The sequence below is a fragment of the Bradyrhizobium sp. ORS 375 genome, from assembly GCF_000239775.1.
GTDB lineage: Bacteria > Pseudomonadota > Alphaproteobacteria > Rhizobiales > Xanthobacteraceae > Bradyrhizobium.
Map to the genome: position 1 here is coordinate 16,298 of NZ_CAFI01000299.1, position 15,007 is coordinate 31,304.

17 protein-coding genes are annotated in these 15,007 nt (G+C 65.7%); 6 read left to right on the top strand and 11 right to left on the bottom strand.

The features are described from left to right. Positions 1-5 precede the first annotated feature (5 nt). From BRAO375_RS22195 to BRAO375_RS22230, 8 genes are all read right to left on the bottom strand, one after another. Positions 6-1,613 (bottom strand): NTP transferase domain-containing protein, encoded by a 1,608-nt coding sequence (locus BRAO375_RS22195; protein WP_009029686.1) that lies wholly within the window; start codon positions 1,611-1,613, stop codon positions 6-8. Next, positions 1,610-2,311, bottom strand: a complete 702-nt coding sequence (locus BRAO375_RS22200) for an XdhC family protein (RefSeq protein ID WP_009029687.1) — start codon at positions 2,309-2,311, stop codon at positions 1,610-1,612. Before BRAO375_RS22200 ends, BRAO375_RS22195 begins: the two co-directional genes overlap by 4 nt. A gap of 3 nt (positions 2,312-2,314) precedes the next feature. Further along, positions 2,315-2,638: an XdhC family protein gene (locus tag BRAO375_RS22205; protein WP_006612353.1), complete on the bottom strand. Its 324-nt coding sequence runs from the start codon at positions 2,636-2,638 to the stop codon at positions 2,315-2,317. Between the two features lie 20 nt (positions 2,639-2,658). Beyond that, complete coding sequence (locus BRAO375_RS22210) at positions 2,659-3,864, bottom strand: vWA domain-containing protein (protein WP_009029688.1); 1,206 nt, start codon at positions 3,862-3,864, stop codon at positions 2,659-2,661. A gap of 163 nt (positions 3,865-4,027) precedes the next feature. Further along, positions 4,028-4,936, bottom strand: a complete 909-nt coding sequence (locus BRAO375_RS22215) for an AAA family ATPase (RefSeq protein ID WP_009029689.1) — start codon at positions 4,934-4,936, stop codon at positions 4,028-4,030. Positions 4,937-4,970: 34 nt separating this feature from the next. Next, on the bottom strand, positions 4,971-5,828 hold the full coding sequence (locus BRAO375_RS22220; RefSeq protein ID WP_009029690.1) for an FAD binding domain-containing protein: 858 nt from the start codon (positions 5,826-5,828) through the stop codon (positions 4,971-4,973). Positions 5,829-5,876: 48 nt separating this feature from the next. Beyond that, a complete protein-coding gene (locus BRAO375_RS22225; RefSeq protein WP_006612357.1) occupies positions 5,877-6,362 on the bottom strand; it encodes a (2Fe-2S)-binding protein in 486 nt (161 codons plus the stop codon). A gap of 131 nt (positions 6,363-6,493) precedes the next feature. Continuing rightward, a complete protein-coding gene (locus BRAO375_RS22230) occupies positions 6,494-6,940 on the bottom strand; it encodes an SRPBCC family protein (protein ID WP_006612358.1) in 447 nt (148 codons plus the stop codon). 236 nt (positions 6,941-7,176) lie between these two features. Between BRAO375_RS22230 and pcaD the strand changes: the two genes are divergently transcribed. Beyond that, complete coding sequence (gene pcaD / locus BRAO375_RS22235) at positions 7,177-7,959, top strand: 3-oxoadipate enol-lactonase (protein WP_009029691.1); 783 nt, start codon at positions 7,177-7,179, stop codon at positions 7,957-7,959. A gap of 12 nt (positions 7,960-7,971) precedes the next feature. Here pcaD and BRAO375_RS22240 read toward each other — a convergent pair whose 3' ends face one another. Beyond that, positions 7,972-8,517: a hypothetical protein gene (locus BRAO375_RS22240; protein ID WP_009029692.1), complete on the bottom strand. Its 546-nt coding sequence runs from the start codon at positions 8,515-8,517 to the stop codon at positions 7,972-7,974. 156 nt (positions 8,518-8,673) lie between these two features. After that, entirely contained in the window at positions 8,674-8,838 is a 165-nt protein-coding gene (locus BRAO375_RS38165; RefSeq protein WP_009029693.1) for a hypothetical protein, read from the bottom strand. A gap of 316 nt (positions 8,839-9,154) precedes the next feature. Here BRAO375_RS38165 and BRAO375_RS22245 point away from each other — a divergent pair, with 316 nt between their 5' ends. From BRAO375_RS22245 to BRAO375_RS22265, 5 genes are all read left to right on the top strand, one after another. Further along, positions 9,155-10,072: an ABC transporter permease subunit gene (locus BRAO375_RS22245; RefSeq protein WP_009029694.1), complete on the top strand. Its 918-nt coding sequence runs from the start codon at positions 9,155-9,157 to the stop codon at positions 10,070-10,072. A 13-nt stretch (positions 10,073-10,085) separates the two neighbouring features. Continuing rightward, complete coding sequence (gene livM, locus BRAO375_RS22250; protein ID WP_009029695.1) at positions 10,086-11,426, top strand: high-affinity branched-chain amino acid ABC transporter permease LivM; 1,341 nt, start codon at positions 10,086-10,088, stop codon at positions 11,424-11,426. Then, positions 11,423-12,256 carry an ABC transporter ATP-binding protein gene (locus BRAO375_RS22255; protein ID WP_009029696.1) on the top strand — a complete coding sequence of 278 codons (834 nt, stop codon included), beginning with the start codon at positions 11,423-11,425 and terminating at the stop codon, positions 12,254-12,256. The genes livM and BRAO375_RS22255 overlap by 4 nt, the downstream gene beginning before the upstream one ends. After that, positions 12,253-12,984: an ABC transporter ATP-binding protein gene (locus BRAO375_RS22260; protein WP_009029697.1), complete on the top strand. Its 732-nt coding sequence runs from the start codon at positions 12,253-12,255 to the stop codon at positions 12,982-12,984. Before BRAO375_RS22255 ends, BRAO375_RS22260 begins: the two co-directional genes overlap by 4 nt. A 157-nt stretch (positions 12,985-13,141) precedes the next feature. After that, on the top strand, positions 13,142-14,257 hold the full coding sequence (locus tag BRAO375_RS22265) for a branched-chain amino acid ABC transporter substrate-binding protein (protein WP_009029698.1): 1,116 nt from the start codon (positions 13,142-13,144) through the stop codon (positions 14,255-14,257). A 156-nt stretch (positions 14,258-14,413) separates the two neighbouring features. On the opposite strand, the gene BRAO375_RS22270 is transcribed toward BRAO375_RS22265, so the two are convergent. Beyond that, positions 14,414-14,815, bottom strand: a complete 402-nt coding sequence (locus tag BRAO375_RS22270; protein WP_009029699.1) for a response regulator — start codon at positions 14,813-14,815, stop codon at positions 14,414-14,416. Positions 14,816-15,007: the final 192 nt, after the last annotated feature.

Below are 15,007 nucleotides of genomic sequence, written 5' to 3' on the forward strand. Positions count from 1 at the left end.
GAGCTTCACCCCCGCCGGGCGGCCTCGAGGGCCTGTGGCGTGTCGATGTCGAGGAAGGCGCTGTCGCCATCGACCGGCACCTCGGCAACAGCCTCGGTGTGCTTGGCGATCAGGTGCCGCGCGCCGACGTCGCCGTCGAGCGTCATCAGCTCGGCGAAGAAGCGGCGCGACCACAGCACGGGATTGCCGCGGCGTCCTTCGGAGACGGGCACCACGATCAAATTACCGCGATCAGGCGCGAACGCGCCGATCAGGCGGTCGAGCAGATCCGACGACACCATCGGCATGTCGCCGAGACAGACGACGGCGCCATCGACGCCGTCCGGCAGTGCGGCGATGCCTGATTTCACCGAGCTGGCGAGGCCACCGGCAAAATCAGGATTGCGGACAAAGCGGACGCGGAGATCGGACAGCGCCTGCTCGACCAGCTCGGCTTGATGGCCGGTGACGACGATGACCTCGCAGGCCTTCGACGCCAGCGCCTGCTCCGTGACCGTTCGCACCAGCTTCTTGCCGTCGAGCTCCGCGAGCAGCTTGTTCGGCCCGCCCATGCGCGTCGAGCGTCCCGCGGCGAGCACGATGGCCGCGACCTTACGCTCGCCCTCGGTCTCCTCGGGCTTGGCGCGCGGCTGTGGCCGCGTCACGATCTCCATCAGCAGCCCCCCGACACCCATGGCGGTCAGCTCGGCACGGGTGACCTTGATGCCGGCGAGCAGCCGCATCAGCACCCAATCAAATCCGTTCTCGGCCGGCGAGCGGGCGCAGCCGGGCGCCCCCAGCACCGGCACACCCGCCGCGCTGCCGATCAGCAGCAGGTTGCCGGGATCGACGGGCATGCCGAAATGCGTGATGGTGCCGCCGATGCCGGTGATGGCGGCCGGGATCACGTCCCGGCGATCTGCAATGGCGGATGCGCCGAACACGATCACGAACTCGGCGCCCAGGCCGAGCAGCTCCTTGATCGCCGCGGCCAGCGCGGCCTGCTCATGCGGCACGCGGCGCTCCGCGATGATGGCGGCGCCCGCCGGCGCCAGCCGCTCGGCGGTGACGCGCAGCGTCTTGTCGATGACCTTTGGTGCGAGCCCGGGGAGAAGCGTCGACACCACGCCGACGCGCTTGATGACGTAGGGCGCAATACGCAGCGCGCCCTGGCCCGCCGCCGCGACCGCAGCATCACGCAAGCGGCCTTCGACGCCGAACGGGATGAGCTTGACCGTGCCGACCATCTCGCCTTCGACGACAGGCTTGAACGCTGGCAGCGTCGCGAAGGTGATGGCCTCGTCGACGTCGTTGATACGATCAACCGCGGCACGGTCGATCACCAGCACGCCGGGCTGGGCCGCGAACAGATTGGCGCGACCGGTAAAGGCGCGATCGACGTGAATGCCCTCGCCCGCCACGACCTTGGCGACGTCGGCGGCCGCCTCGTCCTCCGAGACGTCGCCGGCTTCGAGCCGGACGACCACGATCTCCTTGACGTCCTCCCTGACCAGCGCGTCGACTTCGGCGGGACCGATCAAGGTGCCCTTCTTGAGCACCAAGGATCCCTTGCGCAGGGTGTGCACGGTCACCCCGCCGATCGCCTCAGCCGGACTGGCAGGACCGAACTTCATGCCGCCTGCTCTTTCTCCTTGGCCGGCAAACGCAGCGTCGCAGTGATCTCCGCCATGATCGAGACCGCGATCTCCGACGGCGAGACCGCGCCAATGGCCAGCCCGATCGGCGCATGGATGCGGGCAATGTCGGCGTCGCTGGCCCCCTGCGCGCGCAGCCGGTCGTGACGCTTGGCGTGCGTCTTCCGCGAGCCGAGCGCGCCGATATAGAAGCAGTCCCGCGAGAAGGCATGCAGCAGCGCCGGATCGTCGATCTTGGGATCATGCGTCAGCGCGACGAAGGCCGTGTAGTGATCGACGTTGAGCGGCGGCAGCGCCACGTCGGGCCATTCGGCGATCAGCGGCACATCCGGAAAACGCTCCGGGCTGGCGAAGGCGGTGCGCGGATCAACGACCGTGACGTCATAGCCGAGCGACTTGGCGATCGGCGCGAGCGCCTGGCTGATATGGACGGCGCCGACGATCACCAGCTTGGCCGTCGGCGCGTAAACGTTGAGGAACAGCCGCTTGCCGGCGGCCTCGACCATGCCGCTCTTGCCCATGCGCAGATGCTTGGCGAGCTCGTCGCTCAGGGGATCGCGGGCGATCGCCGCGGCCTTCACGAGTCGCTGCTCGCCGGAGGCGACGTCGGTGACGAGAATGGCCGGACGGCGCGCAGCGCGCTCGGCGTTGAGCTCGGCCAGTGTGGACAGCTGCATCGCTCAGCCCACCTTCTCGACGAACACCCGGATGGTGCCGCCGCAGGACAGCCCGACATTCCAGGCGGTCTCGTCGGCGACGCCGAACTCCAGCATTTTCGGCTGGCCGCTGGAGATCACGTCGAGCGCCTCGGTGACGACGGCGCCTTCGACACAGCCACCGGACACCGAGCCCAAGAACGTGCCCTCGTCGTTGATCACGAGATTGGAGCCGACCGGGCGCGGCGCCGAGCCCCAGGTCTCGACCACGGTGGCGAGCGCCACGCCATGACCGCCTTTGTGCCAGTCCTCGGCGGCCTTGAGGATGTCTTCGTCGCGGTTGAGCATGGCAATCTCCTTCGGACTGATCAGGCGGCGGGCCGGATCGCACTGCGGCTATGCGGCGGCAGCGGCGCGGATAGCGCCGAGATCAGCGTCTCGATCGAGGTCAAGTTATGTACCGGGCGGAATTCGTCAACGTGGGGCAGCATGGTTTTGATGCCCTGCGCCTTGGCTTCGAAGCCGGAATAGCGCAGCAGCGGGTTCAGCCAGATCAGCCGGCGGCAGGAGCGGTGCAGCCGGTCCATCTCAAAGGCCAGCTTGCTGTCGGCCTCGCGCTCCAGCCCGTCCGAGATCAGGAGCACGATGGCGCCCTGCCCGAGCACGCGCCGCGCCCACTGCTTGTTGAAGGTCTGCAGCGAGGTCGCGATCCGCGTACCGCCGGCCCAGTCCTCGACATTGGCCGAGCAGCTCGCCAGCGCCTCGTCCGGATCGCGCTGCCGCAACGCCCGCGTGACGTTGGTCAGCCGGGTGCCGAACAGGAACACCGACACGCGCTTCCGCGCATCGGTGATGGCGTGCAGGAAATGCAGGAACAGCCGCGTGTACTCGCTCATCGAGCCGGAGATGTCGAGCAGCGCGACGATCGGCGCCGGCTTCTCGATGCGTCCGAGGCGATGGAAGTTGATGATCTCGCCCTCGGTGCGCAGCGCCTGACGCAGCGTCTTGCGCATGTCGATGCGGTGGCCGCGCGGATCTGTGGTGTGGCGGCGGGTCTTCAACTCGGCCTGCGGCAGCCGCATCTTGGCAATGGCGCGCGCGACCTCGGCGATCTCTGCCGCGCTCATCTGGGCAAAGTCCTTCTTCTGCAGCACCTCCCGGTCGGACACCGCCAGCCGCAGGTCCTGCTCCTGCGCCTTCGGCTCCTCATGCATCTGAGGCTGCGCCATCGCCTCCTGGACGCGGCGTGAGGCCGGCGGCGGCTTCTTCTTGGCGTGGTCCGGCAGCGGCACCGAATCGAGCATGGACTTCCACTCCTCAGCGGGGCGGAAGAACAGGTCGAAGGCCTGGGCGAAGATCAGCGCGTGCTCGTGGCGCTTGACGAAGATCGATTCCAGCGTGGTGAAGACGTCGGGGCGCTTGCCGATGTCGATGGCCTCGAGCGCGGTAATGGCGTCGATGACGGCGCCGGGGCCGACCGGCAGGCCAGCGGCCCGCAGCGCACGCGCAAAACCCGCGATGTTGTCGGCAATGCCGCCGGTCGGCGGCGCGAGGTGATTGATGCTGGTGGGCATGGCTTGATCCCCTCGTCATTCCAGACGCGCCTCAAACGAGGTCGTCATTCCGGGACATGCGAAGCATGGGCCCGGAATCCATAACCACGATCGTGAGTATGGATTCCGGGCTCGCCCTCCGGGCGCCCCGGAATGACGACCTTTGTTGTTGCGCGACCCAGGCTCACGTCTCGCTGGTCGCGTCCTTGATCACCTTGTTCAACGCATCGCCCTGCATGCGGGCGATGTCGTCCTGATACTTCAGCAGCGCGCCCAGCGTATCGCCGACCACCTCGGCATTGAGCGAGCGCGCATCGAGCTCGGTCAGCGCCGTCGCCCAATCCAGCGTCTCGGCAACGCCCGGCGACTTGTAGAAGTCCTGGTCGCGCAGCGCCTGGACGAAGCGCACAATCTGTTGCGACAGCCGCTGCGAGATGCCGGGCAACCGGGTCTTCACGATCGCCAGCTCGCGCTCGGCGGAGGGATAGTCGACCCAGTGATACAGGCAACGGCGCTTGAGCGCGTCGTGGATCTCGCGGGTGCGGTTCGAGGTGATGATCACGATCGGCGGATGCGGCGCCTTGACGGTGCCGAACTCGGGGATCGTGACCTGGAAGTCCGAGAGGATCTCGAGCAGATAGGCCTCGAACGCCTCGTCGGCACGATCCAGCTCGTCGATCAGCAGCACGGGAGCGCCCGCGACATCCGGCTCGAGCGCCTGCAGCAGCGGGCGCTTGATCAGATAGCGGTCGGCGAAGATGTCCGACGACAGCTGGTCGCGGTCGACCTCGCCGCCGGCTTCCGCCAGCCGGATCGCGATCATCTGCCCCGCCGAATTCCACTCGTAGACGGCGGACGCAACGTCGAGGCCCTCATAGCACTGCAGCCGGATCAGCTTGCGGCCGAGCGCGGCCGACAGCACCTTGGCGATCTCGGTCTTGCCGACGCCGGCCTCGCCTTCGAGGAACAGCGGCCGGCCCATGCGCAGCGCCAGATACGTCACCGTCGCCAGCGACCGCTCGGCCAGATAGCCGCGCGACGACAACAATTCGAGCATCGCGTCGACCGATGCTGGCAGGGCCGGAGCACTCATGGGTGGGACCGCTTCCTTCGACTTCACGCTGACGTCACGAAGCCGGAGCCTCGGGCTCGGCGGCTCCCTCCGATACGGACGACGCCTTGGCCTCGGCATTGGCGGCATCGACCGCGCGGCGGGCGAGCACGCCGATCAGGTGAGCACGATATTCGGCGCTGCCATGAATGTCGCTGTTGAGGCCCTCGGCCGAGACCGGGATGCCCTCCAGCACCTTCGGCGAGAACCGCTTCTGCAGCGCCTCCTCGAAGGCGGTGACGCGGAACACGCCGTTGCCGCCGGCGCCGGTCACGGCGACGCGCACGTCCGACGGACGGCGCGCAACGAACACGCCGACCAGCGCGTAGCGCGAGGCCTGGTTGCGGAATTTCACATAGGCAGCCTTCTTCGCCAGCGGGAAGCTCACCTTGGTGATGATCTCGTCCGGCTCCAGCGCGGTCGTGAACAGGCCCTGGAAGAACTCCTCGGCCTTGAGCTTGCGCTTGTTGGTGACGATGGTCGCACCGAGCGCGAGACACGCCGCCGGATAGTCGGCGGTCGGATCGTTGTTCGCGATCGAGCCGCCGATGGTGCCGCGATGACGCACCGCGGGGTCGCCGATCAGGCTGGCCAGATGCGCCAGCGCCGGAATCGCCTCGCCGACCGTGGCGGAGTTCGCGACATCGGCGTGGCGCGCCATGGCGCCGATCACGAGGTTGCGGCCCTTGACCTCGATCGTGTCGAGACCCTCGACATGCGAGAGGTCGACCAGATGCGGCGGGCTCGCGAGCCGCTGCTTCATCACGGGCACCAGCGTATGACCGCCGGCGACCAGCTTGGCGTCCTCGTTCTTGGTGAGGAGATTCGCGGCCTGGCGCACGGTGGCCGGCCGGTGATATTTGAATTCGTACATAAGGAATGTCCTGTGCGCGGCGGGGGCAGCTAAGGCGGGGTCCGGCTGTTAGGCGAGGTCCGATTTGGCCATCGCCTTGGCGCCGGCGGCAATGGACTGCACGATGTTCTGATAGCCGGTGCAGCGGCAGAGATTGCCTTCGAGCTCCTCGCGAATCGTCTCCTCGCTGAGCTCATGGCCCTTGCGATGGACGAGGTCGACGGCCGTCATGATCATGCCGGGCGTGCAGAAGCCGCACTGCAGACCATGATGCTCGCGGAAGGCCTCCTGCATCGGATGCAGCGGCGCACCATCGGCAGCCAGCCCCTCGATCGTGCGGACCTCGTGACCATCGGCCATCACGGCCAGTGTCGTGCAGGACTTCACCGCCTTGCCGTCGAGATGCACGACGCAGGCGCCGCATTGCGAGGTGTCGCAGCCGACATGGGTGCCGGTGAGGCGCAGATTCTCGCGCAGGAACTGCACCAGCAGCGTCCGCGGGTCGACGTTCGCCGTGACGGGGTTACCGTTCACAATCATGGAAATCTTGGCCATTCAGGACTCTCTATATTCCGCGCACAGCGTTGCACTGCAGCGCAGCCCAGCAAAAATCGGTCGAAAACCATCATATTGACGCTCTCCGCGACGGGCAACCTCGCCCCGGACAGCGCATGGGTCGGTTGCGGTCAGCCTTGAACGGCCTTGGCGAAGTTCGCGAAGAATTCATCGGCGAGCTTTTTCGCGGCGCCGTTGATGAGGCGCTGGCCGAGCTGCGCCAGCTTGCCGCCGATCTGCGCGTCGACATTGTAGCTCAGCAGCGTGCCGCCATCCTTCTCCGCCAATCCGACGACCGCGCCGCCCTTGGCGAAGCCGGCCACCCCGCCCTCGCCTTCACCGGAGATCTTGTAGCCGTTCGGCGGATCGAGATCGCTCAGCGTGACCTTGCCCTTGAAGCGCGCGGAGACCGGCCCGACCTTCATCTTGGCGACGGCGCGGAAGCCGCCGTCTTCGGTCTTCTCCAGTTCCTCGCAGCCGGGAATGCAGGCCTTGAGCACCTCAGGATCGTTCAGCTTGGCCCAGACGGCCTCACGCGGAGCCGCCAGCTGGACCTCGCCCGTCATCGTCATTGCCATGAGCATTTCCCCCGGATTGGCGCGGTTAGAGGCATTCAAGTAAAGCACCGAAGGCACAAAAGGAAGGGCAAGCAGCGCCGCAAAGCGTTGCAGAAACGCTGGAGCACCGCAGCATTCCGGGTCTTCCGGCCGTCGGTTTTGATTGGCAGACGGCACCCCCGATGGTTAGTTCGCCATCGAATCTGCACGATTCACTCCGGCGGGTCCCCTGCCGCCTGCGACGAGGATTTCGCTCCATGCCGATGATCGATGCCGACGGTTGCCTGCTGAATGTCACCGTCGAGGGCCGTGACGGCGGGCCGACCCTGATGCTGTCGAACTCCCTGGGCTCGACGCTGCAGATGTGGGAGCCGCAGATGCGCGCCTTCACGCAGGTGTTCCGGGTCATCCGCTATGACCGGCGCGGCCATGGCAAGTCGCAGGTCCCCCCTGGTCCCTACTCGATCGAGCGATTCGGTCGCGATGCGCTGGCCATCCTCGATGACCTCAACATCGACAAGGTGCACTGGTGCGGCGTGTCGATGGGCGGCATGGTCGGCCAGTGGCTCGCGGCGCATGCCCCCGAACGGATCGGCAAGGTCGTGCTCGCCAACACCACCTGCCACTACCCAGATCCGACGATCTGGGACGCGCGGATCAAGGCGGTCCGGGACGGCGGTCTGGCCGGCATCGCCGACACCGTCATTGCCGGCTGGCTGACGCAGGACTTTCGCGATCACAATCCGGACATCGCCGACCGGATGAAGGCCATGCTCGTGGCTACGCCCGTCGAAGGCTATCTGGCCTGCTGCGAAGCGCTGCGCGCCCTCGACCTGCGCGAGGATCTGCCGGGCATCAAGAGCCCGACGCTGGTCGTTGCCGGCCGCTACGACAAGTCGACGCCGATCGCCATGGCCGAAGCGATTCGCAGTCGGATCCCCGGCGCCAACATGACGATTGTCGATGCGGCGCACATCTCGAACGTCGAAGCGGCGGGCCCGTTCAACGACGCGGTGCTGGGCTTTCTCACGCAGCGCTGATCGGACGGGAGATCACGTGCTCGGCTGTGCCGAGCCCTCGACGCTGAGGGGGGGAACGGATGCAGCCGAGGATCCGGTGGTCGGAGACGACGTCGGCTTCTCCACCAGCATGATGATGGCTGTCCCGAGCAGCATCAGCAGCTCCGTGGCATGCAGCCGCAGCGCCTGCGTCTCCCCGACCTTCGCCGCCAGGATCATGCTGAGGAAGGTCAGGAAGCTGCCGAGGCCGAGCCCGATCGAGAGCGCTTCGACATAGCCGGAGACCTTTCGCACACGCGGCACGAGGATCAAGACCAGAAACATCGCGAAGAAGCCTGCGACCGTCAGTCGCGCCAGCGCAAGCAGCCAGGCGGCGCGCACGGTGTCGATCCCTGACAGATGCAGGTGATCGCTGATGAACAACGCCAGGGCGATGTTGGGCCGGGCGAACAATCCCTGGATCGGCGACACCATGATCTGGAACGCGACGATGGTCCAAGCCGGGACGAAATACAGCGCCAGCAGCACGCCATTGACGCAGCTGAGCCGCCAGTTCCTGATCACGCAGTTCTTGATCATGTCGCGCCCGCCTTTGCATCCCACCGCCGGTCCGGCAGGTTCCAGACGAGCTAACGCGCGACAAATGCACCGGGCAATTTAAACCCTTTGTTTACCTTAACGCGGCGCCACATCGCTCGCGGGAACACCCGGGTAAGGCTGCCCCGTCCGGGCTGCTCAGGTCTTGCGCTCCTGCCCTGCAGGCTGACGCTTCGGATCGGGCACGTCCTGGCCCGGATCCTGCTGGCCCGGATCCTGGCTGATCGGCTTGCCTTGAGTCTGCCCCTGCTGATTCTGTCCCGGGTTCTGGTGGCCCTGGGTTTTGTCGGTCAGGCTGCTCATGTGCGTCTCCATGGTCACGGTGGCATGACAACCAATGCGCGAGCGCCGCTCGCGTTGCCTGGGCACTGTTCCCTCGCGTTCACCGAATGGCGATCGTCCGACGGAACAAGGGCAGTGGAACTGCGCCCGCAAAGCAGGCGGGATAAGCCCCCAATTGCGGCACTGCACGCTGTTGCGGCACTCGGTTCCTAGCTGTTAGTACTGGCCACGCGCCGCCGTCGGCTGCGGGCAGCTGATCCTGCAGGGATCGACGCCCGTTGCAGATGGCCCCCACCGCGTTGCGAACCGGTATCGACAGTCCCAGCCACGGCAGTCCATGGATTATTTCGCGCAGCAGCTCATCAACGGCCTGGTCCTCGGCTCCATCTACGGCCTGATCGCCATCGGCTACACCATGGTCTACGGCATCGTCGGCATGATCAATTTTGCTCATGGCGACGTCTTTATGATCGGCGGCTTCATCGCGCTGATCTCGTTCTTGGTGCTGGTGTCGATCGGCCTCACCGCAGTTCCTGTCATTCTGCTGATCGTGCTCCTGGTCTCGATGGCGATCACCGCGCTGTACGGCTGGACCATCGAGCGCGTCGCCTATCGGCCGTTGCGGCACTCCTTCCGCCTGGCACCGATGCTGTCGGCGATCGGCATGTCGTTCGTGCTGACGAACTTCTCGCAGGTGTCGCAGGGCGCGCGCGTCAAGCCGGTGCCCCCGATCATCACCGGCGGCTACACGCTGCACGAAGGCGAAAGCGGCTTCGTGGTTCAGCTCTCCAATATCCAGATCGTCGTGGTCATCACCACCATCGTGCTGCTCGGGCTGTTCACGTGGCTGGTGTCGCGCACCCGGCTCGGCCGCGACATGCGCGCCTGCGAGCAGGACCAGACCATGGCGGCGCTGCTCGGCGTCGACGTCGATCGCACCATCTCGATGACCTTCGTGATCGGCGCAGCCCTCGCCGCCGTCGCCGGCATGATGTACCTGCTCTATTACGGCCTGGTCGATTTCTTCATGGGCTTCGTCGCCGGCATCAAGGCGTTCACGGCGGCGGTGCTCGGCGGCATCGGCTCTCTTCCGGGCGCGATGCTCGGCGGCCTTGCGATCGGCCTGATCGAGACGTTCTGGTCGGCCTACTTCTCGGTGGAGTACAAGGACGTGGCGGCGTTCTCGATCCTGATCGTGGTGCTGATCTTCATGCCGACCGGTCTGCTCGGTCGGCCCGAAGTCGAAAAAGTCTGACGATGGAGCCCGTGTGAGCGCGTCCCCTCGAGCCTCTTCGCCGGCCTCCTCGAATGGCTCCGAGCCGGTCGGAGCCGCCTTCATCCTGAAAAAAGCTGTCCTCAGCGCCCTGGTCGCGCTCGGCCTGTTCTCACTGATGGTCGGCGTCCGCACCGAGGCCGGCCAGAGCGGCCAGCTCGAATACTGGACCCGGTTCGGCGAGCTCGCGAGCCTGGTCGGCGCCGTGTTCATAGGCTCGATCGTTGTCGAGCTGCTGAGGATGTGGCTCGGTCCGCGCGGCGGCCTCGGCAGCTTCGTGCCGTCGTCGGTGCAGAACGGCATGTCGGTCGCAGGCCGCTATCTTGCGCCGGCGCTGCTGATCTTCACCTTCCTCGTGCCGGTGATCTTCTACAATCAGCGCTACATTCTCGATCTCGGCATCCTCGTGCTCACCTATGTGATGCTGGGCTGGGGCCTCAACGTGGTGGTCGGCCTCGCCGGCCTGCTCGACCTCGGCTACGTCGCGTTCTACGCCGTGGGCGCCTACTCCTACGGATTGCTGTCGACGACCTTCGGCCTGTCGTTCTGGATCTGCCTGCCGCTCGCCGGAATCCTCGCCGCGTTCTGGGGCGTGCTGCTCGGCTTCCCCGTGCTGCGGCTGCGCGGCGACTACCTCGCCATCGTCACCTTGGCCTTCGGCGAGATCATCCGCCTCGTGCTGATCAACTGGCAGGACGTCACCGGCGGCCCGAACGGCATTTCCGGCATTCCGCGCCCGAGCCTGTTCGGCATTCCACTCACGCCGGGTGAAGGCGGCCTTGCCTCGATGCTCGGCATCCCGTTCTCGCCGACGCACCGCATCGTCTTCCTGTTCTATCTCATCCTGGCACTGGCGCTGCTGACCAACTGGGTCACCATCCGGCTGCGGCGGCTGCCGATCGGCCGGGCCTGGGAAGCGCTGCGCGAGGACGAGGTCGCCTGCCGCGCCCTCGGCATCAACATCACGACAACGAAGCTCACGGCATTCGCTACGGGAGCGATGTTTGGCGGCTTCGCCGGCGCGTTCTTCGCCACGCGTCAGGGCTTCATCAGCCCGGAGTCCTTCACCTTCCAGGAATCGGCGCTGGTGCTCGCGATCGTCGTGCTCGGCGGCATGGGGTCGCAGCTTGGCGTGGCGCTGGCCGCGCTCGCCATGATCGGCGGCTTCGAGCTGTTCCGCAGCCTCGAGGTCTACCGCATGCTGGTGTTCGGGCTCGCCATGGTGCTGATCATGATCTGGCGGCCGCGCGGCATCGTCGGCCACCGTGCGCCGACCGTGTTCCTGGAGAAATCCAAGAGCATCTCTTCGGACCTCGTCAAGGAAGGCCACGGATGAGCTCCGCTCCGATCCTCGCGCTCGAAAATCTCACCATGCGCTTCGGCGGCATCATCGCCGTCAACGCGCTGTCGTTCACCGCGCAGCGCAAGCAGATTACCGCGCTGATCGGCCCCAACGGCGCCGGCAAGACCACCGTGTTCAACTGCATCACGGGTTTCTACAAGCCGACCTCCGGCGTGATCCGCCTGACGCATGACGACGGCGCGCAATTCGAGATGCAGAAGCTGAAGGACTACAACATCTCGAAACAGGCCAAGGTCGCGCGGACCTTCCAGAACATCCGGCTGTTTCCCGGCATGACGGCGCTGGAGAACCTGATGGTCGCGCAGCACAACGCCTTGATGAAGGCGTCCGGGCTCACTTTCCTCGGGCTGCTCGGCGTACCGTCGTGGCGCTCGGCGGAGCAGAGCGCGATCGACAATGCCGTGTTCTGGCTGAAGCGCGTCGGGCTGCTCGACCGCGCCGACGATGCCGCCGGCAATTTCGCCTATGGCGATCAGCGGCGGCTCGAGATCGCGCGCGCGATGTGCACTGGCCCCGCCCTGCTCTGCCTCGATGAGCCGGCCGCGGGCCTCAACGCCCGCGAGAGCGGCGCCCTCAGCGAGCTCTTGCTTTCGATCCGCAGCGATCACGACACATCAATCCTCCTGATCGAGCATGACATGAGCGTCGTGATGGAAATCTCCGACCGCGTCGTCGTGATGGACTATGGCGTGAAGATCGCCGAGGGCACGCCGCGCGAGATCCGCGACGATCCCAAGGTCATCGCGGCCTATCTCGGCACCGATGAGGAAGAGGCCGCAGCCGTGATGGAGGCCGAGGCTTGAGTGCGTCCCTGCTCGCGATCCGTAGCCTGCGCGCGTCCTACGGCAAGATCGAAGCCCTGAAGGGCGTCGACCTCGACATCAAGGCCGGCGAGATCGTCGCGCTGATCGGCGCCAACGGCGCCGGAAAATCGACCTTGATGATGTCGATCTTCGGCCGGCCGCGTGCCAGCTCCGGCCACATCGTCTATGACGGCAACGACATCACGCAGGTGCCGACGCACCTGATCGCGCGGCTCAAGATCGCGCAGTCGCCCGAGGGCCGCCGCATCTTCCCGCGGATGAGCGTCGCGGAAAATCTGCAAATGGGCGCCGACGCCGGCGAGACCACCGAAGCGCAGCGCGCCGATACGCTGGAGCGCGTGTTCGCGCTCTTCCCGCGGCTCAAGGAGCGCATCGACCAGCGCGGCGGCACGCTGTCCGGCGGCGAGCAGCAGATGCTGGCGATCGGCCGCGCGCTGATGAGCCGGCCGCGGCTCTTGCTGCTCGACGAGCCCTCGCTCGGGCTGGCGCCGCTGATCGCACGACAGATTTTTGACGCGATCCGGACACTCAACCGCCAGGACGGACTGACCGTTCTGATCGTCGAGCAGAATGCCAATCATGCGCTGAAGCTCGCCCATCGCGGCTATGTGCTGGTCAACGGCATGATCACCCTGTCGGGCACCGGCACCGAGCTTCTGCAGCGGCCGGAGATCCGCGCGGCCTATCTGGAGGGCGGCCGCCACTGAGGCGGCCGGCCGAGACCCCCGGCCGAATTGGCCTTAGCCCTTCGTCGGTCTGTCCGAAATTTGCCGGTGACTTCGGCGGAAAATCAGCCACAATGCGCGCGGTCTGCGGCCCGCCGTTCGGGCCATTTCCATGTCGACCTACCCGCGAGGATTTCTCATGAAACCACTCAAACTCATTGGTCTGGCCCTGGGCGCCACGCTTGCGCTCTCGACCGCGGCTCGTGCCGAAGACATCACCATCGCCGTGGCCGGCCCGATGACCGGCGGCGAGTCGGCCTTCGGCCGCCAGATGCAGAACGGCGCCGAGATGGCGATCGCCGACCTCAATGCTGCCGGCGGCGTGCTGGGCAAGAAGCTCGCGCTGCAGGTGGGTGACGATGCCTGCGATCCGAAGCAGGCCCGCTCGGTCGCCGAGAAGCTCGCCGGCTCCGGCATTCCGTTCGTCGCAGGCCATTTCTGCTCGTCGTCGTCGATCCCGGCTTCCGAGGCCTATGCCGACAGCAACGTGCTGCAGATCACCCCGGCGTCGACCAACCCGCTGTTCACCGAGCGCAAGCTGTGGAACGTGGCGCGCGTCTGCGGCCGTGACGATCAGCAGGGTCTCGTCGCCGCCAACTACATCGCGAAGAACTTCAAGGGCAAGAACATCGCGATCCTCAATGACAAGACCACCTACGGCAAGGGTCTCGCCGACGAGACCAAGAAGGCGCTCAACAAGGCCGGCGTCACCGAGAAGATGTTCGAGTCGTACAACAAGGGCGACAAGGACTTCAACGCGATCGTCTCGCGCCTGAAGCGTGAGAACATCGACCTCGTCTATGTCGGCGGCTATCATCAGGAAGCCGGCCTGATCCTGCGTCAGATGCGCGACCAGGGCCTCAAGACCATCCTGATGGCGGGCGACGCGATGAACGACAAGGAGTTCGCCTCGATCACCGGTCCGGCCGCGGAAGGCACGCTGTTCACCTTCGGCCCCGAGCCGCGCAACAAGCCGACCGCGAAGGCGATCGTCGACAAGTTCAAGGCCAAGAACATCGACCCCGAGGGCTACACGCTCTACACCTACGCCGCGATCCAGGTCTGGTCGCAAGCCGTCAAGAAGGCCAACACCACCGACGCCAAGAAGGTGATGGACACCATCAAGGCCGGCGAGTGGGACACGGTGCTCGGCAAGCTCGGCTTCGACGCCAAGGGCGACATCAAGCAGATCGACTACGTCGTCTACAAGTGGGACGCCAAGGGCGGCTACGCCGAGCTCGGCGGCAAGTCCTGATCAGCTCCGCTCGTTGCGATCTCACGATATGCGAACGCCCCGGTCATGGACCGGGGCGTTTGACTGAGAGGGCACTTGACTGAGAGCATGTCCCGAACGGGAACCGGCGTCGCGCACCGCCCGTTTCGGGTGCGTTGCAGCGGGAACTCCGCGCGACTAGCCCGCGCAGACCGATAGCGCCGCCGCATCTCGGTCTTTGACCGCTGCACGGGCCATTTCGACCGCGTGCATCAATTCGGCCGGCCGAAACGGCTTCTGCAGATAGACAACGCGCATCAGCTCGTCGGACATCGCTGCGCCGTCGAACGCACTCATGCCCGAGACGGCGACGACCGGCACATCGGGAACCAGCCGCCGCATCTCACTGACCAGATCGAGACCGTTTGAATCATCGAGATAGATATCGGCGATCACGGCGTCGAACGCCTGGTCACGGAACAACCGCAGTCCGTCCGGGGCGGTTCCCGCTTCGACGACCTCAAACTGGTTGACGCGCAGCACCATGCTGATCATGGCGCGTACGTCCTTCTGATCGTCCACCACCAGAATCCGTGGCATCAAATTCTCCAGAAATTTTTCGTTGGACAGCCTACAACATAAAGGGAAATCAGGTACAACTAAGGGTATATTTATCTCTGTTGCGGTAAAGGTACAGTTACTCCAAATCACCTCGCATCTTACAGAACGTTCCAGATTGGCACCATGCAACCTTTGTTAGAATAAGAGATTTTTTCGCGCGCCTTCGCTTCC

Bases quoted from the DNA above. Each gene is read 5' to 3' on its own strand.
- BRAO375_RS22195 (WP_009029686.1), bottom strand. From the start codon at position 1,613: ATGAAGTTCGGTCCTGCCAGTCCGGCTGAGGCGATCGGCGGGGTGACC.
- BRAO375_RS22200 (WP_009029687.1), bottom strand. From the start codon at position 2,311: ATGCAGCTGTCCACACTGGCCGAGCTCAACGCCGAGCGCGCTGCGCGC.
- BRAO375_RS22205 (WP_006612353.1), bottom strand. From the start codon at position 2,638: ATGCTCAACCGCGACGAAGACATCCTCAAGGCCGCCGAGGACTGGCAC.
- BRAO375_RS22210 (WP_009029688.1), bottom strand. From the start codon at position 3,864: ATGCCCACCAGCATCAATCACCTCGCGCCGCCGACCGGCGGCATTGCC.
- BRAO375_RS22215 (WP_009029689.1), bottom strand. From the start codon at position 4,936: ATGAGTGCTCCGGCCCTGCCAGCATCGGTCGACGCGATGCTCGAATTG.
- BRAO375_RS22220 (WP_009029690.1), bottom strand. From the start codon at position 5,828: ATGTACGAATTCAAATATCACCGGCCGGCCACCGTGCGCCAGGCCGCG.
- BRAO375_RS22225 (WP_006612357.1), bottom strand. From the start codon at position 6,362: ATGGCCAAGATTTCCATGATTGTGAACGGTAACCCCGTCACGGCGAAC.
- BRAO375_RS22230 (WP_006612358.1), bottom strand. From the start codon at position 6,940: ATGGCAATGACGATGACGGGCGAGGTCCAGCTGGCGGCTCCGCGTGAG.
- pcaD (WP_009029691.1), top strand. From the start codon at position 7,177: ATGCCGATGATCGATGCCGACGGTTGCCTGCTGAATGTCACCGTCGAG.
- BRAO375_RS22240 (WP_009029692.1), bottom strand. From the start codon at position 8,517: ATGATCAAGAACTGCGTGATCAGGAACTGGCGGCTCAGCTGCGTCAAT.
- BRAO375_RS38165 (WP_009029693.1), bottom strand. From the start codon at position 8,838: ATGAGCAGCCTGACCGACAAAACCCAGGGCCACCAGAACCCGGGACAG.
- BRAO375_RS22245 (WP_009029694.1), top strand. From the start codon at position 9,155: ATGGATTATTTCGCGCAGCAGCTCATCAACGGCCTGGTCCTCGGCTCC.
- BRAO375_RS22255 (WP_009029696.1), top strand. From the start codon at position 11,423: ATGAGCTCCGCTCCGATCCTCGCGCTCGAAAATCTCACCATGCGCTTC.
- BRAO375_RS22265 (WP_009029698.1), top strand. From the start codon at position 13,142: ATGAAACCACTCAAACTCATTGGTCTGGCCCTGGGCGCCACGCTTGCG.
- BRAO375_RS22270 (WP_009029699.1), bottom strand. From the start codon at position 14,815: ATGCCACGGATTCTGGTGGTGGACGATCAGAAGGACGTACGCGCCATG.